At 71.5% G+C, this 20,662-nt stretch carries 16 protein-coding genes; 5 read left to right on the top strand and 11 right to left on the bottom strand.

Annotated elements, in window-relative coordinates; all coding sequences use genetic code 11:
* Positions 1-39: 39 nt before the first annotated feature.
* Positions 40-660, bottom strand: coding sequence for a heme-copper oxidase subunit III (locus G7Z13_RS13150; protein ID WP_165998976.1), 621 nt, complete (start codon positions 658-660; stop codon positions 40-42).
* 146 nt (positions 661-806) lie between these two features.
* Between G7Z13_RS13150 and G7Z13_RS13145 the strand changes: the two genes are divergently transcribed.
* Complete coding sequence (locus G7Z13_RS13145; RefSeq protein ID WP_165998973.1) at positions 807-1,208, top strand: response regulator transcription factor; 402 nt, start codon at positions 807-809, stop codon at positions 1,206-1,208.
* Between the two features lie 84 nt (positions 1,209-1,292).
* On the opposite strand, the gene G7Z13_RS13140 is transcribed toward G7Z13_RS13145, so the two are convergent.
* The 4 genes from G7Z13_RS13140 to coxB all read right to left on the bottom strand — a co-directional run bounded on the left by G7Z13_RS13140 (position 1,293) and on the right by coxB (position 5,767).
* Positions 1,293-2,555, bottom strand: coding sequence for an Ig-like domain-containing protein (locus G7Z13_RS13140; protein ID WP_165998972.1), 1,263 nt, complete (start codon positions 2,553-2,555; stop codon positions 1,293-1,295).
* Positions 2,556-2,685: 130 nt separating this feature from the next.
* The gene (locus tag G7Z13_RS13135) at positions 2,686-3,084 is read right to left on the bottom strand and encodes a cytochrome c oxidase subunit 4 (RefSeq protein WP_165998970.1); all 399 of its coding nucleotides are present in this window, start codon (positions 3,082-3,084) and stop codon (positions 2,686-2,688) included.
* On the bottom strand, positions 3,081-4,811 hold the full coding sequence (ctaD, locus tag G7Z13_RS13130; RefSeq protein ID WP_165998968.1) for a cytochrome c oxidase subunit I: 1,731 nt from the start codon (positions 4,809-4,811) through the stop codon (positions 3,081-3,083). The genes G7Z13_RS13135 and ctaD overlap by 4 nt, the downstream gene beginning before the upstream one ends.
* On the bottom strand, positions 4,808-5,767 hold the full coding sequence (coxB, locus tag G7Z13_RS13125; RefSeq protein WP_165998966.1) for a cytochrome c oxidase subunit II: 960 nt from the start codon (positions 5,765-5,767) through the stop codon (positions 4,808-4,810). Before coxB ends, ctaD begins: the two co-directional genes overlap by 4 nt.
* A 287-nt stretch (positions 5,768-6,054) precedes the next feature.
* Here coxB and G7Z13_RS13120 point away from each other — a divergent pair, with 287 nt between their 5' ends.
* Positions 6,055-7,431 carry a cysteine desulfurase/sulfurtransferase TusA family protein gene (locus G7Z13_RS13120; RefSeq protein ID WP_165998964.1) on the top strand — a complete coding sequence of 459 codons (1,377 nt, stop codon included), beginning with the start codon at positions 6,055-6,057 and terminating at the stop codon, positions 7,429-7,431.
* 42 nt (positions 7,432-7,473) lie between these two features.
* Here G7Z13_RS13120 and G7Z13_RS13115 read toward each other — a convergent pair whose 3' ends face one another.
* The gene (locus tag G7Z13_RS13115; RefSeq protein ID WP_165998962.1) at positions 7,474-8,448 is read right to left on the bottom strand and encodes a carbohydrate kinase family protein; all 975 of its coding nucleotides are present in this window, start codon (positions 8,446-8,448) and stop codon (positions 7,474-7,476) included.
* A gap of 130 nt (positions 8,449-8,578) precedes the next feature.
* Here G7Z13_RS13115 and G7Z13_RS13110 point away from each other — a divergent pair, with 130 nt between their 5' ends.
* The gene (locus G7Z13_RS13110) at positions 8,579-8,794 is read left to right on the top strand and encodes a hypothetical protein (RefSeq protein WP_165998960.1); all 216 of its coding nucleotides are present in this window, start codon (positions 8,579-8,581) and stop codon (positions 8,792-8,794) included.
* A gap of 587 nt (positions 8,795-9,381) precedes the next feature.
* A complete protein-coding gene (locus tag G7Z13_RS13105; RefSeq protein WP_240926485.1) occupies positions 9,382-10,863 on the top strand; it encodes a hypothetical protein in 1,482 nt (493 codons plus the stop codon).
* 74 nt (positions 10,864-10,937) lie between these two features.
* Here the strand turns inward: G7Z13_RS13105 and G7Z13_RS13100 are convergent, their stop codons facing one another.
* Positions 10,938-11,294 carry an iron-sulfur cluster assembly accessory protein gene (locus G7Z13_RS13100; RefSeq protein ID WP_006135694.1) on the bottom strand — a complete coding sequence of 119 codons (357 nt, stop codon included), beginning with the start codon at positions 11,292-11,294 and terminating at the stop codon, positions 10,938-10,940.
* Between the two features lie 367 nt (positions 11,295-11,661).
* Between G7Z13_RS13100 and nadA the strand changes: the two genes are divergently transcribed.
* Positions 11,662-12,846 carry a quinolinate synthase NadA gene (gene nadA / locus G7Z13_RS13095; protein ID WP_165998958.1) on the top strand — a complete coding sequence of 395 codons (1,185 nt, stop codon included), beginning with the start codon at positions 11,662-11,664 and terminating at the stop codon, positions 12,844-12,846.
* Positions 12,847-12,865: 19 nt separating this feature from the next.
* Here nadA and G7Z13_RS13090 read toward each other — a convergent pair whose 3' ends face one another.
* The 4 genes from G7Z13_RS13090 to G7Z13_RS13075 all read right to left on the bottom strand — a co-directional run bounded on the left by G7Z13_RS13090 (position 12,866) and on the right by G7Z13_RS13075 (position 20,433).
* Positions 12,866-15,058: a serine/threonine-protein kinase gene (locus G7Z13_RS13090; protein ID WP_165998955.1), complete on the bottom strand. Its 2,193-nt coding sequence runs from the start codon at positions 15,056-15,058 to the stop codon at positions 12,866-12,868.
* Between the two features lie 164 nt (positions 15,059-15,222).
* Positions 15,223-18,330, bottom strand: a complete 3,108-nt coding sequence (locus tag G7Z13_RS13085; RefSeq protein ID WP_165998953.1) for an efflux RND transporter permease subunit — start codon at positions 18,328-18,330, stop codon at positions 15,223-15,225.
* Between the two features lie 155 nt (positions 18,331-18,485).
* The gene (locus tag G7Z13_RS13080) at positions 18,486-19,172 is read right to left on the bottom strand and encodes a response regulator transcription factor (protein ID WP_165998951.1); all 687 of its coding nucleotides are present in this window, start codon (positions 19,170-19,172) and stop codon (positions 18,486-18,488) included.
* A gap of 43 nt (positions 19,173-19,215) precedes the next feature.
* On the bottom strand, positions 19,216-20,433 hold the full coding sequence (locus G7Z13_RS13075; protein ID WP_165998950.1) for a sensor histidine kinase: 1,218 nt from the start codon (positions 20,431-20,433) through the stop codon (positions 19,216-19,218).
* Positions 20,434-20,662: the final 229 nt, after the last annotated feature.

Here is a 20,662-nt window from a genome sequence, read left to right as displayed (position 1 = left end):
ATGTGCGTGTTACGGGAACGCGCGTGGGATCGGGTCCGGCTACTTGATCATGTAGATCGTGGCGAAGAGGCCGATCCAGACGACATCGACGAAGTGCCAGTAGTAGGACACGACGATGGCGGCGGTCGCCTGCTCGTGGGTGAACCTACGGGCCGCGTAGGTACGGCCAAGGACCAGCAGGAAGGCGATGAGACCGCCCGTCACGTGCAGGCCGTGGAAGCCGGTGGTCAGGTAGAAGGCCGAGCCGTAGGGGTCGGAGGAGAGCGAGAGGCCCTCGTGCTTGACCAGCTCGGTGTACTCGTACACCTGGCCGCCGATGAAGATCGCACCCATGATGAAGGTGACGATGAACCACATCCGGAGCTTCTTCACGTCACCGCGCTCGGCGGCGAAGACGCCGAGCTGGCAGGTGAGGGAGGAGAGCACCAGGATCGTGGTGTTCGTCGCCGAGAACGGGAAGTTCAAGGCGTCCGCCTTCTCACTCCAGAACTCGGGTCCTGTCACCGATCGCAGGGTGAAGTACATCGCGAAGAGGGCCGCGAAGAACATCAGCTCGGAACTCAGCCAAATGATGGTTCCGACGCTGACGAGGTTCGGTCGGTTGACCGACGGGTGCGCGTGCCCGGTGTCTACTGTCGTTGCTGTCGCCACGACCGACATTATGTCGGTCGCTTATCTCGCCCTCACTCCGGGGGGTGCCGTTCGGAGTGTTGCCCTCGGTCGTACCGGTGCTGACGTGGTGTGCAGGGGAGTAGCATCCGGGCCTACGGGCCTTTCCGCACGACGCCGAAGTCACGGAGGAAGCTATGCAGCCGACCGCCACGGTGCTGGTCTACAGCGACGACTCCAACACCCGCGAGCAGGTGCGGCTAGCGGCCGGGCGCCGGCCCGCTCCGGACGCGCCCCTGGTGGAGTTCGTGGAGTGCGCGACTGCGGCGGCCGTCGTCAGGGAGCTGGACAAGGGCGGGATCGACGTCTGCGTGCTGGACGGGGAGGCCGTGCCCATGGGCGGCATGGGGCTGTGCCGGCAGATCAAGGACGAGGTGTTCCGGTGCCCGCCGGTACTGCTGCTGATCGGGCGGCCGCAGGACGCGTGGCTGGCGACGTGGAGCCGGGCCGAGGCGGCGGTGACGCTGCCGGTGGATCCGGTGGAGTTCGCCTCCGCGCTGGCGTCTCTGCTGCGGCAGCGGAAGCTGCAGAGCGCCTGAGGAAGCGGCGCCCGGGGTGGTCGGGCGGCTGCGGGCCGGCTGTGGCCGGTCGCGCGGTTCCCGGCCCCCTGAAGGGGCGCGTTGCTACACCGCGGCCGGTCGTAGACGTGCGGTTTCGTCCGGCTCGGGGGCTTCCGGCCGGCCGGCGGTCAGGGCGCTGCCCTCTCGCCAGGTGTCCCAGGTGAGGTTCCAGTCGCCGAAGCCGTTGCCGAATGGCTCCATGGTGGCGCCGTAGGAGTTGACGACCTTCACCACGTCACCCTCGCGGACGTTCTGGAAGAACCAGGCGGCGTTGCCGGTGCTCATGCCGGTGCAGCCGTGGCTGACGTTGGCGTAGCCCTGGGAGCCCACCGACCAGGGGGCGGCGTGCACGTACTCGCCGCTCCAGGTGACCCGGGTGGCGTAGTAGACGGGCAGGTCGTACGACTCGGACGAGCCGGCGGCGATGCCGATGCTCGTACTGCGCATCCGTACGAAGTACTCCTTGCCGAGCACCACCTTGACGCCGTTGCGGGTCTCGAAGCCGGGCTTGCCGGTGGTGACCGGTATGGAGTTGATCTCCTTGCCGTTCCGGTAGACGGTCATGTGGTGGGACGAGGCGTCCGTGACGGCGACGACCGCGTCGCCCGTGGTGATCCTCAGCGGCTTCGCGGTGCCGCCCCACAGCCGGTCGCTGATCTTGATGCCCTCCAGGTTGCTGTTGACCTGGACGGTGGCGTGGGCGGGCCAGTACTCCTTGGGGCGGTAGTGGAGCTTCTTGTCGTCCACCCAGTGCCAGGAGCCCTCCACGGCGGGCGTGGAGCGCACCTTGAGGGCGCGTTCGACGACGGCCCGCTGAGCCCTGTCCGTCACCTCGCGGCTGAGTTCGGCGGTGATGGGCTGGCCGACGCCGTAGGTGCCCGCCTTGGGCCCGAAGGTGACGTCGAGGCGCTTCTCGGCGACGGGCCGGCCGGTGTCGAGGACCAGGACCCGGCGGCCGGGCCGGCCGTCCTCGTCCTCGGTGCTCACCCGGACCGTGTAGCGGGCGTTCGCGGCGAGCGGGGACGTGGAGTGCCAGCGGGCCCCGTCGGCGGAGAGTTCGCCCGCCAGATGGCGGCCGGCCGCGTCCACGGCCGTGACGTCCGTGATGCGCCCGTCGGAGTCCTGGGCGGTGATTTCCAGGGGCTTGTCCGGGTCGGCCTTCTTCCCCTCGCCCACGGGTCCGCTGAAGGAGATCTGGTCCGTCGCGTCGTACGGCGCGGCCGACAGCGGGTGTCCGTCGCCGCCGCAGGAGGTGATGGCGGGGCCGAGGGATATCAGCAGCAGGGCGCCGGTGACGGCGGTACGGGAACGCGGTGTGTGGCTCATGAGCTCACGCTAGGGAGCGCCCTGCGGCGGGGCGCGCTGGGTGAGCCGGGCGGGGGACGGCGGCTGCTGCGAACGCGGGAGCCCGGACGCTCCTTTCGGAGTGTCCGGGCTCCCGTGGGCTCGGCGTGTGCTACTGGGTGCGGTTCTCACCGCGGTAGTACTCGAAGACCCAGCCGAAGATGCCGATCAGGATGACCGGGAAGGCGAAGTACAGCAGCCACCAGCCGACCGCGACACCGAGGAAGGCGAGGGCGCCGCCGATCGCCAGGGACAGCGGCTGCCAGCTGTGCGGGCTGAAGAAGCCCAGCTCGCCGGCGTCGTCCGCGACGTCCGCCTCCAGGTTGTCCTGCGCACCGACGTCGACCCGCTTGGCCGTGAAGCCGAGGTAGAAGCCGATCATGATGCACAGGCCGAAGGCCAGGAAGAGGGCCGTGGTGCCGGCCGGCTCCTTCGACCACACGCCATAGACGACCGCCATGGCGAGGACGAAGACGCTCAGCCACATGAACATCTTGCCCTGGATCTTCACTTGCCGGCCTCCTTGCTGCCCACGAGCGCGTCCCGCTTGCCGTCGTTCTCAAGCTGCTCGAGGGCGGCGATGTCGGGGTGGTGCAGGTCGAACGCCGGGGATTCGCTGCGGATCCGCGGCAGGGTGATGAAGTTGTGCCGCGGCGGCGGGCAGGAGGTCGCCCACTCCAGGGAGCGGCCGTAGCCCCACGGGTCGTCCACGCCGACCGGCTTGCCGTACTTGGCGGTCTTCCAGACGTTGTAGAAGAACGGCAGGATCGACGCGCCCAGGACGAACGAGCTGATCGTGGAGATCGTGTTCAGGGCGGTGAAGCCGTCGGCCGCCAGGTAGTCGGCGTACCGGCGCGGCATGCCCTCGGCGCCCAGCCAGTGCTGCACCAGGAAGGTGCCGTGGAAGCCGACGAACAGCGTCCAGAAGGTGATCTTGCCCAGGCGCTCGTCGAGCATCTTGCCGGTGAACTTCGGCCACCAGAAGTGGAAGCCGGAGAACATCGCGAAGACGACCGTGCCGAAGACCACGTAGTGGAAGTGGGCCACCACGAAGTACGAGTCGGAGATGTGGAAGTCCATGGGCGGCGAGGCCAGGATGACACCGGTCAGACCACCGAAGGTGAAGGTGATCAGGAAGCCGGTCGCCCAGAGCATCGGTGTCTCGAAGGACAGCGAGCCCTTCCACATCGTGCCGATCCAGTTGAAGAACTTCACACCGGTCGGGACGGCGATGAGGAACGTCATGAAGGAGAAGAACGGCAGCAGCACACCGCCGGTGACGTACATGTGGTGCGCCCACACGGTCACGGACAGGCCGGCGATCGCGATGGTCGCCGCGACCAGACCCCAGTAGCCGAACATCGGCTTGCGGGAGAAGACCGGGATGACCTCACTGATGATGCCGAAGAACGGCAGGGCGATGATGTACACCTCCGGGTGTCCGAAGAACCAGAAGAGGTGCTGCCACAGCAAGGCGCCGCCGTTGGCCGCGTCGAAGATGTGCGCCCCGAACTTGCGGTCCGCCTCCAGGGCGAACAGCGCGGCGGCCAGGACCGGGAAGGCCAGCAGGACCAGGACACCGGTCAGCAGGACGTTCCAGGTGAAGATCGGCATGCGGAACATCGTCATGCCGGGGGCGCGCATGCAGATGATCGTGGTGATGAAGTTGACCGCGCCGAGGATGGTGCCGAAGCCGGAGAAGGCCAGGCCCATGATCCACATGTCGGAGCCGAGGCCCGGCGAGCGGACCGCGTCGGACAGCGGGGTGTAGGCGAACCAGCCGAAGCTGGCGGCGCCGTTCGGGGTGAGGAAGCCGCCCACCGCGATCAGCGAGCCGAACAGGTACAGCCAGTAGGCGAACATGTTCAGCCGCGGGAACGCGACGTCGGGGGCGCCGATCTGCAGCGGCATGATCCAGTTCGCGAAGCCCGCGAACAGCGGCGTCGCGAACATCAGCAGCATGATCGTGCCGTGCATCGTGAACGCCTGGTTGAACTGCTCGTTCGACATCATCTGCAGACCCGGACGGGCCAGCTCGGCGCGCATGAACAGCGCCAGGATGCCGCCGATGCAGAAGAACGCGAACGACGTCGTCAGGTACAGCGTTCCGATGGTCTTGTGGTCGGTGGTCGTCAGCCACTTCACCACGATGTTGCCGGGCTGCTTGCGCCGGACCGGCAGTTCGTTCTCGTAGGTGCCTGCCTCGGGGGCACCTGCGGGTTCGTTGACGATACTCACAGGACGTTCGCCTCCCGGTCCTTCGCGTGCTCGGACTGCTCGATACCGGCGGGCACGTAACCGGTCTGGCCCTTCTCGGCCAGCTCCTTCAGGTGCTGCTCGTAGCGCTCCGGCGAGACGACCTTCACGTTGAACAGCATCCGGGAGTGGTCGTTGCCGCACAGCTCGGCGCACTTGCCCAGGAACGTGCCCTCACGGTTCGGGGTCACCTGGAAGGCGTTCGGGTGGCCCGGGATGACGTCCTGCTTCATCAGGAACGGCACCACCCAGAACGAGTGGATGACGTCCCGGGAGGTCAGGACGAAGCGGACCGTCTTGCCCTTCGGCAGCCACAGGGTGGGGCCGGGGTTGCCGGTCTGCGGGTTGCGGTCACCGGGGACACCGCAGGTGTAGACGCCGCCGGCGTTCGCCGGGAAGTCCTTCTTGTAGCGGTCGGGGACCGCGTCCAGTTCCTTGGCGGTCTTGGCGTCGCCGGTGGAACCCTCGACGTTCTCGATGTAGTTGAAGCACCAGCTCCACTGGAAGCCGACCACGTTGACCGTGACGTCGGGCTTCTTGTCCATGGAGAGCAGCTTCGACTCGTCGCGAGCCGTGAAGTAGAAGAGGACCGACACGATGATGATCGGTACGACCGTGTACAGCGCCTCGATCGGCACGTTGTACCGGGTCTGCGGAGGGATCTCCACCTTGGTGCGGCTGCGCCGGTGGAAGATGGCACTCCAAAGGATCAAGCCCCACACCAGCACGCCGACGGCGAGCGCGGCAGCCCAGGAGCCCTGCCACAGGGAGAGGACGATCGGCGCCTCTTCCGTGGTGGGGGTGGGCATGCCAAGGCGGGGGAAGTCCTCCCATGTGCAACCGGTGGCGGTCGCCAGGACCAGGCCCGCGGTCAGTGCCTGCAGCAGCTTCCGCCGCATCGGGCGCCGCGGCGAGCGGTCGGAGCCGTTGGGACTCACGTAGCGCCTTCCCGAGAGTCTCGCCCGCGCGGATCGGCTGCGGCCTGGCCTTCTCGCTGGTCGGTCGCCGCCCTGCGTCGGGCAGGGGTTTGGATGTTTATGCGGACCAAACCCTAGCCCACCCTCTTCGGGGCTTCGCGAGGAGGGGTGCCTAGTCACTCGGTGGGTTCGCTGGATTGGCGGGTGGGGGGTCGTCCGGGCTGGTCGCACCCCGTGGCGGAGCCGCCGCCGGCCCGGCCCCGTGCCCCTTGCGGGTGAGGGCCGGCCGGGGGGTTTAGCGTTGCCGTATGGCCTACTTCGATGCCGCTTCCGCCGCTCCCCTGCACCCCGTCGCCCGGCAGGCGTTGGCGGCCTCCCTGGATGAGGGATGGGCGGATCCGGCCCGGTTGTACCGGGAAGGGCGCAAGGCCCGGATGCTGCTGGACGCGGCGCGGGAGGCGGCCGCCGAGGCGGTCGGCTGCCGACCCGACGAGCTGGTGTTCACCTCCTCCGGCACCCGGGCCGTGCACGCGGGCGTCTCGGGCGCGTTGGCGGGCCGGCGGAGGGTGGGGCGCCACCTGATCGTGTCAGCCGTCGAACATTCCTCGGTACTGCATTCGGCGGAGTCCCACGAGGCGGACGGCGGCACGGTCACGCGGGTCGCGGTGGACCGCACCGGCGCCGTCAGCCCCGCGGCGTACGCGGGAGCCCTGCGCGCGGACACCGCGCTGGCCTGCCTGCAGTCGGCCAACCACGAGGTGGGCACCGTGCAGCCGGTGGCCGAGGTGGCCGAGATCTGCCGGGCGGCCGGGGTGCCGCTGCTGGTGGACGCGGCGCAGTCGCTGGCCTGGGGTCCGGTCGCGGGCGACTGGTCCGTGCTGACGGCGAGCGCCCACAAGTGGGGCGGGCCGTCCGGGGTCGGACTGCTCGTCGTCCGCAAGGGCGTGCGGTTCGCGCCGCAGGGACCGGCGGACGAGCGGGAGTCGGGCCGGGCTCCCGGCTTCGAGAACATCCCCGCGATCGTGGCGGCGGCGGCCTCGCTGCGGGCCGTACGGGCGGAGGCGGACGCCGAGGCGGTACGGCTGCGGGAGCTGACGCACCGGATCCGGGCGCGGGTGCCGGAACTGGTGCCGGACGTCGAGGTGGTGGGCGACCCGGAGCGGCGGCTGCCGGGGATCGTCACCTTCTCGTGTCTCTATGTCGACGGCGAGGCGCTGCTGCACGAGCTGGACCGGGAGGGCTTCTCGGTCTCGTCCGGCTCGTCCTGCACCAGCAGCACCCTGACGCCCAGCCACGTGCTGAAGGCGATGGGGGTGCTGAGCGAGGGCAATGTGCGGGTGTCGCTGCCCTTCGGGGCGGTCTCCGAGGACGTCGACGGGTTCCTGGAGGTGCTGCCGCGGGCGGTGGCCGGGGTGCGGGAGAAGCTGGGCGCGCCGGTGGCCGAGACCGCCGTGCGCGACGACGTCCTGGTCGTGGACTCCCTCGGCAAGCGCTGCCCGATCCCGGTCATCGAGCTGGCCAAGGTCATCGGCGAGGTGCCGGTGGGCGGCCTCGTCCGGGTCCTGTCGGACGACGAGGCCGCGCGCCTGGACATCCCGGCGTGGTGCGAGATGCGCGGGCAGGAGTACGTGGGCGAGGAGCCGGCGGAGCGGGGAGCGGCGTACCTGGTGCGCCGCTCCGGCTGAGGGCACCTCCCTCCCGCCCGCGGGCGGGAATCAGCGCGGGAATCAGCTCAGGTGCTGCTGGACCTCCGCCGCGGCCTCGTCGCCGTACGCCTTGGTGAAGCGCTCCATGAAGTGCGCCCGGCGCAGCTGGTACTCCTGGGTGCCGACCGTCTCGATGACCAGCGTCGCGAGCATGCAGCCGACCTGGGCGGCGCGCTCCAGGGAGACGCCCCAGGCGAGGCCGGACAGGAAGCCGGCGCGGAAGGCGTCGCCGACGCCCGTGGGGTCGGCCTTGCGCTCCTCGTCCGGGCAGCCGACCTCGATCGGGTCCTCGCCGGCCCGCTCGAGCCGCACGCCGCGCGAGCCGAGGGTGGTGACGCGGTGGCCGACCCTGGCGAGGATCTCCTCGTCACTCCAGCCGGTCTTGGTCTCGATGAGGCCCTTCTCGTACTCGTTGGAGAACAGGTACGTGGCGCCCTCCAGCAGTATCCGGATCTCCTCGCCGTTCATCCGGGCGATCTGCTGGGAGAAGTCGGCGGCGAAGGGGATGTTCCGGGAGCGGCACTCCTCCGTGTGGCGCAGCATCGCCTCCGGGTCGTCGGCGCCGATCAGCACCAGGTCGAGGCCGCCGACGCGGTCCGCGACCGTCTTCAGCTCGATCAGCCGGGCCTCGCTCATCGCGCCGGTGTAGAAGGAGCCGATCTGGTTGTGGTCGGCGTCGGTGGTGCAGACGAAGCGGGCGGTGTGCAGGGTCTCGGAGATCCGCACCGAGCCGGTGTCGACGCCGTGCCGGTCCAGCCAGGCGCGGTACTCGTCGAAGTCGAAGCCGGCCGCGCCGACCAGGATCGGCTTCGTGCCCAGCTGGCCCATGCCGAAGGCGATGTTCGCGCCGACGCCGCCGCGGCGGACGTCGAGGTTGTCGACCAGGAAGGAGAGCGAGACCGTGTGCAGCCGGTCCGCGACGAGCTGGTCGGCGAAGCGGCCGGGGAAGGTCATGAGGTGGTCGGTGGCGATGGAGCCGGTGACTGCGATGCGCACGGCGTGGACGCTCCTGAGTGGAGGGGTAATGACAATTCACGCTACCCGGTGCGGGGCCCGGCCTGAAGGCGACAAAACTACCCGATAGTAGATCTTTCTTCGTGAGCCGCCCCATGCCTACGGTGCCGCTATGACGAACCTCAAGGTGTCCGCCCCCGCCCCGGCCCCGGCCGATCCCGAAGGCGACCTGGCGTCGCTGCGCGGCGACTGCGCCCGGATGGTGCCGCACTGGTCGGTGCCCGACCGGCACGCGCCGCGGCCGGTCTCCCCGTCCCTGATCCACGGCGTGTCGGTGCCGGTCGCCTCCGCGCGGCTGCTGGACGCGATGTCCGACTACGGCGACTGAGCCGTAGCCGGGGAACCGTGCGCTCCTCCGCCGCGTCCCATCGCTGTCCCCCGTAACAGCTGTGTGGCCGAAGGAGCGATGCGGTGAACACCGAGCGACCCGACAACGACGACGAGGTCGTGGGCGAGTCCGGCGCCGCCGAGAGGAACGACGGCTCCGAGGGTCCGTCCTCCCGCGCGGACGGCGCTGCGGGAGCGGCTAGCGCGAGGACGAGTGCGCTGGGCGCGGAGGCGGATGCGGCTGCTTCTGCTGGGGCTGCTTCCGCTGGGCCTGCTTCCGGCGGGGACGTTTCCGCTGGGACCGCTTCTGGCGGAGCCGCTTCCGTTGGGGCGGTCGGCGCGGGAGCGGCCGGCGCCCGGCCGGACGCTGTCGCCGGGGACGCCGGAGTGGACGGTGGTCGGCCCGAGGCAGCCGGGGGCGCGGGAGCGGCCGGCGCCCGGCCGGACGCCGTCGGCGGGGACGGCGGTCGATCCCGGACAGCTGGGGGTGCGGGAGCCGCTGGAGTGGCTGGCGGCTCGCCGGAGGCGGTCGCCGGAGTGGATGGTGGTCGGTCGGAGGCGGTCGTGGGTGGCGCGGGGGACGGTGAGCTGGTCGCGTCCGCCGTGTCCGGGGCCGGGCGGGACGGCGATGAGCGTTCCTCCCGGCGGCGCTCCCCCGTGCTCGTCGCCGCCATGGTCGCCGCCGTGCTGCTGGCCGGGGGCGGTGGGGCCTACCTCGCGGGCTCCGCGGGGAGCGGTGCGGGCTCCGGGGCCGGTGCGCCGGCCGGGGGCGGCACTCCCCCGCCGCTGGCTCTGGACGGTTACGCGGAGGGCGCCGGGAACGGCATCGCGCCCGGCGAGCCCGACCCGAACGGGGTGACGTACCGGGCCTCGGGCGATCTGCCGAAGGGCCCCGGCTCGGCGCCGGTGTACTGGGCGAAGGGCGAGGTCACGCGGGAGGAGGTCGCGCGGCTGGCGGCGGCGCTCGGGGTGGACGGGACGCCGGTGGCCGAGGGTCAGGCCTGGAAGGCCGGGTCCGGCAAGGACGGCCAGGGGCCGAGCCTCCAGGTGAACCGGCAGGCGCCCGGCACCTGGACGTTCCACCGGTACGCGCCCGGCACCGATGACTGCGAGAGCGTCACCGTCTGCTCCAAGCCGCCCGCGTCCGGGTCCGGCGACCCGGTGAGCGAGGCGGCGGCGCGCGAGGCGGCGGCGCCGGTGCTGAGGGTGCTCGGGCAGGACGCCGCGCGGGCGGACGCCTCGCGGGTGACGGGCGCGCAGCGGGTGGTGAACGCCGATCCGGTGATCGGCGGGCTGCCGACGTACGGCTGGCCGACCGGGCTGACGGTCGGTGCGCGGGGTGACCTGGTCGCGGGCAGCGGGCAGCTGAAGGCGCCGGTGAAGGGGCACACGTATCCGGTGCTGGACGCGCGCGCGACGCTGGACCGGCTGAACGCGGCGCAGGAGCCCGGCCACCGTGCCGGGATCGGCGGCTGCGCCACTCCGGTGCCGCTGGAGGAGGGCCGGGAGCAGGCGCCGTGCGAGACGTCGGGTGCGACGGCCGCTCCGCGGGAGACGATCGTGGTGGAGGACGCGGTGTTCGGGCTGGCCTCGCACTTCGTGCAGGCGCGGCCGACGCTGGTGCCGTCCTGGCTGTTCGAGGTGCGGGCACCGGGTGCGAAGGAGGGCTTCACGGTGGCGTACCCGGCCGTCGACCCGCGCTATCTGACGTCGCCCGCGCCCTCCGAGGAGCCGAGCGGGAACCCGAGCCCGCGGCCGACGGGACCGGACGCGCCCGCGGAGAGCCGGAACGTGAAGGTGGAGGGCTACACCGCCGAGGGCAGGGAGCTGACGGTCGCCTTCACCGGCGGGGTCTGCGCGGACTACGAGGCGACGGCGTCGGAGAGCGCGGACGAGGTGACGGTCACGGTCACCGAGACGCCCTGGCCGGACAAGGTCTGCATCATGATCGCCAAGACGCACCACCGCACGGTCGAGCTGGACGAGCCGCTCGGCGAGCGGAAGGTCGTCGGCCCGGACGGGGAGGCGATCCCGCTGGAGAAGCCGGGGGCGCGGCTGCCCCGGGGCTGAGGCACGCGCGTACGCGAAAGGCGGCGGCCCTCGTCAGGAGGGACCGCCGCCTCTCACTTCACTCGGCTCGCGGCTCAGCTGAAGGAGTCGCCGCAGGCGCAGGAGCCCGTCGCGTTCGGGTTGTCGATCGTGAAGCCCTGCTTCTCGATCGTGTCCACGAAGTCGATGGTCGCGCCGCCCAGGTACGGGGCGCTCATCCGGTCGGTGACGACCTTGACCCCGCCGAAGTCCTTCTCCACGTCGCCGTCGAGGGAACGCTCGTCGAAGAACAGCTGGTAGCGCAGGCCGGAGCAGCCGCCGGGCTGGACGGCGACGCGCAGCGCGAGGTCGTCGCGGCCTTCCTGGTCGAGCAGCGCCTTGACCTTGGACGCGGCGGCGTCGGTCAGGATGATGCCGTCGGTGACGGTGGTGGTCTCGTCCGATACGGACATCTACATCTCTCCCGGGTTGTACGGAGACTGCTTGCCGACGGTTGCAACCGGCGGGACCGCGGATTCATTCCGGGACGTGCCCGACTCTTTTCTCCTCGGCTCGTTTTTCATGCTCGCACATGCGCGGGCGGGCGGACAGCGCCCTGTGGACGAGGGGGCCGCGGGTGCGGCCGCGGGGTGCAGGCAAGGTGACGTACCGGACATCGGGATTCACGTCACATCGACACGATGGCCATCGTCAAAGTGACATGAAGCGGTTATGATAGATAAGCGTCATTTCGACGAAAAGGTCGAAACGCTGTCCCCCGCTACCCCGCCGGTCCGGCCCCTCGGACCGGCGAGCCGCAGAAAAGAAAGGGTGCGTGTCGTGACCACCGCCCAGACCCAGGAGCTCGACGTACAGCCGACGCCCCTCGCCCTGTTGCTCCTCGGCCGCGAGGCCGACCCGAGGAGCGAGCGCGGCGTGGAGTGCCCCGGCGACCTGCCCTCGCCGTCCGACCCGGACCTGGTCGAGCGCGCCCGCGCGGCCAAGGAGAAGCTGGGCGACAAGGTCTTCGTGCTGGGCCACCACTACCAGCGCGACGAGGTGATCCAGTTCGCCGACGTCACGGGTGACTCCTTCAAGCTGGCCCGCGACGCGGCCGCCCGCCCCGAGGCCGAGTACATCGTCTTCTGCGGTGTCCACTTCATGGCGGAGTCCGCCGACATCCTGACCTCCGACGACCAGAAGGTCGTCCTGCCCGACCTCGCCGCCGGCTGCTCGATGGCCGACATGGCGACGGCCGAGCAGGTCGCCGAGTGCTGGGACGTGCTGACCGAGGCCGGCATCGCCGAGCAGGTCGTGCCCGTCTCGTACATGAACTCCTCCGCCGACATCAAGGCCTTCACCGGCAAGCACGGCGGCACGATCTGCACCTCCTCCAACGCCAGGCGGGCGCTGGACTGGGCGTTCGAGCAGGGCGAGAAGGTCCTCTTCCTGCCCGACCAGCACCTGGGCCGCAACACCGCCGTGCGCGACATGGGCATGTCCCTGGACGACTGCGTGGTCTACAACCCGCACAAGCCGAACGGCGGTCTGACCGCCGAGGAGCTGCGCGGCGCGAAGATGATCCTGTGGCGCGGCCACTGCTCGGTGCACGGCCGCTTCAGCCTGGACTCGGTGAACGACGTCCGCGAGCGCATCCCGGGTGTGAACGTGCTCGTCCACCCCGAGTGCCGGCACGAGGTCGTGGCGGCGGCGGACTACGTCGGCTCCACCGAGTACATCATCAAGATGCTGGAGGCGGCCCCGGCCGGTTCCAAGTGGGCCATCGGCACGGAGCTGAACCTGGTCCGCCGCCTGGCGAACCGTTTCGCTTCCGAGGGCAAGGAGATCGTCTTCCTCGACAAGACGGTCTGCTTCTGCTCCACCATGAACCGCATCGACCTGCCCCACCTCGTCTGGGCCCTGGAGTCCCTGGCCGAGGGCAAGCTGGTCAACCGCATCGAGGTCGACAAGGAGACCGAGGCGTTCGCGAAGCTGGCGCTGGAGCGGATGCTGGCGCTGCCGTAGCCCCTGGCCGTCCCCCCGCTCACCTCGACGCGGACTTCTTGTCGGGGTGGGCGGGGTCGATGCCGAAGAGGGTGCCGTCCGGGGTCGACACGATCACGGAGCCCCGGTGCACGAACAGCTCGGACCGGGACCAGCCGTCGTCCAGCACCTCCCGGGCGCGCGGACTGGTCTCCCACAGCGTCGTCCCGTCGCCGGCGTCCAGGGCCGCCACCCGGCCGCTGGGGCTGGCCACGAACACGGTGCCGCCCGTCTTGTGCAGCACGGGCGCGCCCGGCTGTTCCAGCGTGGTCTGCGTGCGCCACAGCTCCTTGCCCGTCCTCGGCGAGACCGCCTGGACGACGCCGTTGGAGCTGGCCGACCACAGCGTGCCGCCCGCCAGCACGATCCTTCCGCGCAGCGTCTTCTCCAGGGACACCCGCTCGCGCCGGCCGGTGCCGGGGTCCAGCAGGACCACCGCGTGGTACCTCTCGTCCTCGCCGGAGGGCTCCGCCGCCCACTCCAGGAAGAGCAGCCGGCCGTCCAGGGCGCCCGCGAACCCGCCCCCGGACGCGGTGAGCCGGCGGGTGGAGCCGTCGGACGGATCGACGGCCAGCAGGAAGGACTTCCCGGAGTCGTCGTGGAGGCAGTCCGCGTAGATGTCCGGCCCGGACTCGGTCAGGAACGTGCAGGAGTGCTGCTCGGGCAGCTTCGCGGCCCACTCCTTCACCCCGGTGCGCGCGGAGCGGGCGGTCAGCGTACGGCCGCCCTCACCCTCCGGGGCCAGCACCAGGCCGCGGGCGAAGAACGCGAAGGTGCTCTCCTCGTCGACCGTACGGCTCCACACCTGCCGCCCCGAACCGGCGTCGAGGGCGACGACGCTGATCGTCTCGTTCTCGAGCGAGGCGTCGGAGACGGTCCGGCGCACCAGCACCCTCTCGTCGTCCACCCCGAGGATCTCACCGTACGCGGACCGGTCCCGGGGACTCCCCTCCGGCAGCAGGCCGGCCCGCCAGACGATCTCTCCCGTGACCGCGTCCACCCGCACCGGCGGCGCCGACTGGCCCGCGCAGTAGACGGCGGCCCCGTGCCTCGCGCACCGGCCCGTCTCGCTCATGGAGCCGCTTCCCCCGACGACGATCAGCGACTCGGTCTGCGGCAGAGTCGTCTGCCAGGGCCGCCACCCCCCGGGCAGGGCACCCCAGCGGGAGTCCGGGCGGTCCGCAAACGCGCCCGGTCCCAGCAGGTACGCCGTCAGCCCGAGCACCAGCGCCCCGACCGTGCCCGTGACGAGCAGCAGGGGCCGGACCCGGCCTCGGCGGCGGGCGGGCCGCGCCCTCTCCCGGTCGGTGACCGTGCCGGGATGGGTGGCCGCCCGGTCGGAAGGACCCAGGCGCAGCGTGACCGTGGGCGGATCGCCGGGGTCCGGTTCGGGCAGGGCGCCGGCGAACTCGCGGGCCAGTGTGCCGAGGTCGGGCCGTCCGTCCCGTTCCTTCGTCAGGCAGCGCTCCAGGATGGCCCGCAGCTGCCGCGGCACCCCGTCGAGGACGGGTGGGTCGTTGATGACCCGGTACGCCGTCAGGTAGGGGCTCTCCGCGTCGAACGGGCCGCGTCCCGTGGTGGCGTACGCGAGCAGCGCGCCGAGGGAGAAGACGTCGGAGGCCGGGCCCACCGAGCGGGCGTCGGTGAACTGCTCGGGGGACATGAACGGCGGGGTGCCGATCATCTGCCCGGTCTCGGTCAGGGTGAGGTTCTCGGTGGCGCGGGAGATGCCGAAGTCGATGACGCGGGGTCCGTCCTCGGCCATCAGCACATTGGCCGGTTTCAGGTCCCGGTGGACCACCCCGGTCCGGTGGATGTCCCGCAGCGCCTCCACCAGTCCCAGCGCGAGGCGCCGCAACTCGGCGCCGCGCAGCGGTCCCTGCTCGCGGATGCGTTCGGCGAGGGAGCGGCCGGGCACGTACTGGGTGGCCATCCACGGCCGGTCGGCCTCCGGGTCGGCGTCCACGACCGGCGCGGTGAACGCGCCGCTGACCTTGCGGACGGCGTCGATCTCCTGCCGGAACCGGGTGCGGAAGACGGGGTCCTGCGCGTACTGCGCGTGCACCACCTTCACGGCGACCTCGCGCCCGGACCGGGATCTGCCCCGGTAGACGACCCCCATGCCGCCGGCCCCGAGCCGGTCCAGCAGCCTGTACCCGCCGAGCGACCGCGGATCGTCCCTGTGCAGTGGCACCGCCCGTTTCCCTTCCCCCGTTGAGCAGTTCGCGGGCACAGGATACGTAACCGGGCGGTCGCGGCCGGGTACGGTCCGCTGTCGCCCGCCGGCTCCCCGACGGCGCGCGCGAGCGCAACGGCCGGGTCCCACGGGGAGACCCGGCCGTTGTCAGGGCAGGCGCGTCACGCGCTGGCCGGCCCCGGCGTCGTGTCCGCTCCCGCCTTCGCCGCCCGCTTCGCCGCGCGCTTCTTCGCGCGGCGCTCCTTGCGCAGTTCGAGCATCGCGTAGAGGGTCGGGACGAGGAGGAGGGTCAGCAGGGTGGAGGTGACCAGGCCGCCGATGACGACCACCGCCAGGGGCTGGGCGATGAAGCCGCCCTCGCCGGTGATGCCCAGGGCCATCGGCAGGAGGGCGAAGATGGTCGCCAGGGCGGTCATCAGGATGGGGCGCAGGCGGTGGCGGCCGCCCTCGACGACGGCTTCCACCACGCCGTAGCCCTGCGCCCGGTACTGGTTGATCAGGTCGATCAGGACGATCGCGTTCGTCACCACGATGCCGATGAGCATCAGCATGCCGATCATCGCGGGGACGCCCATGGGGGTGCCGGTGGCGACCAGCAGGCCGATCGCGCCGGTGGCCGCGAAGGGGATCGAGACGAGCAGGATCAGCGGCTGGACCAGCGAGCGGAAGGTCGCGACCAGCAGCATGAAGACGATCGCGATGGCCGCCAGCATGGCGAGGCCGAGGTTGGCGAACGCCTCGTCCTGGTCCTCGGAGACACCGCCGATCTCGGCGGTCGCGCCGGCCGGGAGGTCGAGCGAGTTGATCGTCGACTGGAGGTCGGCGCTGACCGCGCCGGTGTTGTCACCGGTCGGCTTGGCGGTGATGGTGGCGGCGCGCTGGCCGTCGATGCGGGTCATGGAGACCGGGCCGTCGACCAGCTTCACCTCCGCGATGTCGCCGAGCTTCACCGGGCCGAGCGGCAGCCGCCTCAGCTCCGCGAGCGTGTCGGCGGGGCGCGCCGAGCGGATGACGACGTCGCGTTCGGTGTCGTCGAGGGTGGCCTTGGCGGCGGTGGTGCCGCGGACCGCCTGGGCGACGGCGGCGCCGAGCGTCTGGTCGGTGAAGCCGGCCGCGGCGGCCTTCTCGTCGGCCTCGACGGAGATCCGCGGGACGCTCTGGGCGAGGTCGCTGGTGACGTCGGTGACGTCGTCCAGGCCGGCCACGGCCTTACGGACCTCCTCCGCGGCGTCGCGCAGCACCTTCGCGTCGGCCGCCTTCACGACCACGGAGAGGTCCTGGCTGCCGAAGCCGTCGCCGGCGGCGATCGTCGTCGTGCCGATGCCGTCCAGCTTCGCCAGGCCTTGCTCGATGCGGTGCTCGACGTCCTCGTAGGACGCGGAGTCCTCCAGCATCACCGAGTACGAGGCCTGGTTGGTGTCCGTGCCGCCGCCGAAGGCGGCCATGAAGCCGGAGGAGCCGACGGTGACCTGGTAGTCCTTGACGCCCTCGACGCCGTCGAGCATCTTCTCGATCTTCTTCGCCTGGGCGTCGGTCGCCGCGAGGCTGGTGCCGGGCTTCAGCTCCTGCTTGACGGTGAGGACTTCCTGCTCGCCCTGGTCGAAGAAGTTGGTCTTCAGGAGGGGGGCCATGCCGAAGGTGCCGATCAGGACCACCACCGCGATGGCCACGCTGGTCAGGCGGCGGCGCGTGGCGAAGCGCAGGACCGGGACGTAGAGGCGCTGGAGCCTGCTCCTCGCCTCCTTCTCCTCGGCGAGGCGGCGGGCCTCTTCGGCGTCCTCGGGGGTGCCCTTCGGGGGCCGCAGGAACCAGTAGGAGAGGACCGGGACGACCGTCAGGGAGACCAGCAGGGACGCCAGCAGGGCGGCGGTCACCGTCAGCGAGAACGAGCCGAACAGCTCGCCCACCATGCCCCCGACCAGGCCGATCGGCAGGAACACGGCGACCGTGGTGAGCGTGGAGGACGTCACCGCGCCCGCGACCTCGCGGACGGCCTTGAGGATCGCCTCCTGGCGCTCCTCGCCGTAGCCGAGGTGCCGCTTGATGTTCTCCAGGACGACGATCGAGTCGTCGACGACGCGGCCGATGGCGATGGTGAGCGCGCCGAGGGTCAGGACGTTCAGGGAGAGGTCGCGGGTCCACAGGACGATCAGGGCGAGGACCACCGACAGGGGGATGGAGACCGCCGTGACCAGCGTGGAGCGCAGCGAGGCCAGGAAGACGAGGATGACGAGGACGGCGAAGAGGAGGCCGAGGGCGCCCTCCGTCGTCAGGCCCTCGATGGACTTCGACACGGCCGGGCCCTGGTCGCTGACGACCGTGACGGTGGCGCCGGCTCCGAGGTCGGCGCGCATCTCGGGCAGCTTGTCGCGGACGGCGTCGGAGATGGCGACCGCGCTGCCGTCGCGGTCCATGGTGACCATCACGGCGAGGCTGGGCTCGCCGTTGGTGCGGGTGAGGGAGTCGGCGCGGGCGGGCTGCTGCGCGACCTCGGCGACGGCACCGAGGCGGACCGGGCGCTCGACGCCCTCCCCGGTGATCATCAGGTCCTCGATCTGCCGCAGCGAGGTGAAGCCGCCGCCGACCTGCACGGTGCGGTTGGCGCCGTCCTCGTCGAAGGAGCCGGCCGGGACGGTCGCGCCGCCCGCCTGGAGCGCCTGGGCGAGGGACTGGGTGGTCAGGCCCGCCTTGGCGAGCTTCGCGTCATCGGGGGTGACGGTGACCTGGAGGTCGCGGACGCCGTCCACGGTGACCTGGCCGACGCCGTCGATGTCCTTGAGGGCGGGTACGACGGTCCTGTCGAGCTGGTCGGCGAGGGCCTGCTGGTCGCGGTCGGAGGTGACGGCGAGCACGACGGTCGGGATGTCGTCCGTGGACCCGGCGACGACCTGCGGGTCGACGTCGTCGGGGAGCTGGACGCGGGCCCGGTTGACGGCCTGCTGGACATGGGCGACGAGCTGGTCGGTGTCGTTGCCGTAGTCGAAGGACGCCATGATCACGGCGTTGCCCTCACTGGCGGTGGAGGTGACGCCGGTGATGCCGTCGACCGCCTCGAGATTGTTCTCGATCGGTTCGACGACCTGCTTCTCGACCACGTCCGGGGACGCGCCCTGGTACGGCGCGATCACCGACACCATGGGCAGTTCGATGGTGGGCAGCAGCTGCTGCTTGAGCTGCGGGATCGCTATCGCCCCGAAGGCGAGCGCGATGATCGACATCAGCCCTATGAGGGCCCGTTGTGCGAGGCTGAATCTGGACAGCCAGGACATGGGTCAGCGTCTCTCTTCCGTGGCCTGAGCGGAGCAGTGGGCGCATGCGAGCGCCCACGCCACCACCCTGGTCCATGGCCGGCGGCCCGGCCGTCGCCCCCAGGTCCATTTCCTTATCCGGCGCATACTGCGGCTGGAGTAGCGCCGTACGGCGGTCAGTCCACCCTTGGACGGACCAGCCCGGACTCGTAGGCGATCACCACGAGCTGGGCCCGGTCGCGGGCGCCCAGCTTGGCCATGGCCCGGTTGACGTGGGTCTTCACGGTGAGTGGGCTGACCTGGAGGCGTTCGGCGATCTCGTCGTTGGAGTGGCCGCCGGCGACCTGGACGAGCACCTCGCGCTCGCGGACGGTGAGCGCGTCGAGCCGGTCGGAGCGGGCCGGGTCCGGGTCGCCGTCGGCGCCGTCGCCGCCCTGGGCGAGGAAGCGGGCGATCAGGCCCTTGGTGGCGGCCGGGGACAGCAGGGCCTCGCCGCCGGCCGCGACGCGGATCGCGTTCAGCAGTTCCTCCGGCTCGCTGCCCTTGCCGAGGAAGCCGGAGGCGCCGGCCCGCAGGGACCGCACGACGTAGTCGTCGACCTCGAAGGTCGTCAGGATGACGATCCGGACGTGGGCGAGCGCCGGGTCCGCGGTGATCAGGCGGGTGGCCGCGAGCCCGTCGGTGCCGGGCATACGGATGTCCATCAGCACCACGTCCGGGCGGTGCTCGCGGGCCAGCCGCACCGCCTCGGCCCCGTCGGAGGCCTCGCCGACCACCTCCATGTCCGGCTCGGAGTCGACGAGCACGCGGAAGGCGCTGCGCAGCAGGGCCTGGTCGTCGGCGAGCAGGACGCGGACGGTCATACGGGCTCCCCCTCGGCGCTGGGCACGCGCCGGTCGGCGCGGGTCATCCGGCCTCCCCCTCGGTGCCGGAGCGGTTGTCGACCGGCAGGATCGCATGGACGCGGAAGCCGCCGCCGTAGCGGGGACCAGTGGTGAGGGTGCCGCGCAGCGCGGTGACGCGTTCGCGCATGCCGAGCAGGCCGTGGCCGCCGCCTTCCGGCGGAGGGTGTTCGCCGGCCCCGTCGTCCAGGACGGTGATCTCGATGCGCGGGCCCACCCGCACCACGCTGACCTCGGCCTTCGCCTCCGTGCCGGCGTGTTTGCGGACGTTGGTCAGGGCTTCCTGGATGACCCGGTAGGCGGCGAGGTCGACGGCGGCGGGCAGGGTGGTGCCGTGGTCGGCGCGGGCGACCTCGACGCGCAGCCCGGCGTTGCGGAAGGTGCCGACGAGTTCGTCGAGCCGGTCGAGGCCGGGGGCGGGTTCGGTGGGGGCCTCGGGGTCGCCGGACTGGCGGAGCAGGCCGACGGTGGCGCGCAGCTCGTTCAGGGCGGAGCGGCTGGCCTCGCGGACGTGCGCGAGGGCTTCCTTGGCCTGGTCGGGGCGCTTGTCCATGACGTGGGCGGCGACTCCGGCCTGCACGTTGACCAGGGCGATGTGGTGGGCGACGACGTCGTGCAGGTCGCGGGCGATGCGCAGACGTTCCTCGGCGACCCGGCGGCGGGCCTCCTCCTCACGGGTGCGTTCGGCGCGCTCGGCGCGTTCCCTGATGGCCTGCACGAAGGCGCGGCGGCTGCGGACGGCGTCGCCGGCGGTGGCGCCGATGCCGGTCCAGGCGAAGATCGCCAGGTTCTCCTGGGCGTACCAGGGCAGCGGGCCGGCGAGCATGGCGGCGCCGGTGAGCACGGTCATGGTGAGCAGGCCGATGCGCCAGGTGGTGGGGCGGTCGGTGGTGGAGGCGACGGTGTAGAGGGCGATCACGGCGGACATCGCGACGGGGGCGCGGGGGTCGCCGGTGACGGACTCGACGAGGGAGACGCAGCCGGTGAGGGCGAGGACGGTGCGGGGCAGGCGGCGGCGCAGCACCAGCGCGGCGGCGCCGAGGGCCATCAGGAGCAGGCTCAGCGCGTCCGGGGAGCGCAGTCCCCAGGTGACGCCGTCCTTGCCGTGCGGGTCCACGAAGGACCCCGCCACCATGCAGGCCAGCACTCCGGCGGCCAGGATGGCGTCCAGCGCCATGGGGTGGGCCTTGAGTCCGTGCCGGACGCGCTCCAGGGTGCTCACGGTGGTCCACGGTAGCCGGGCGCGGCCCGGATCCGGCCGGGCCGGATGGCCCGAGACCCTCCCGAGCCGGTCCGGACGCCGGGGCCGCCGTGCCGGCCCGGCGGGTCACCAGCGCTGCGGGCCGATGAGGACGGGGACGACTGGACGGGACGCCCCCTAGGCCCTGTCTGACAAAGGATCTTGGTTGGGTTCGCGGAGCCAGAGGACGAGTGAGGCGACGTGGATGCCG

Source organism: Streptomyces sp. JB150, from assembly GCF_011193355.1.
In the GTDB taxonomy this organism is placed as follows: Bacteria; Actinomycetota; Actinomycetes; order Streptomycetales; family Streptomycetaceae; genus Streptomyces.
The sequence above is the reverse complement of the archived record's forward strand: the minus strand, read 5'-3'. Positions and strand labels throughout refer to the sequence as shown.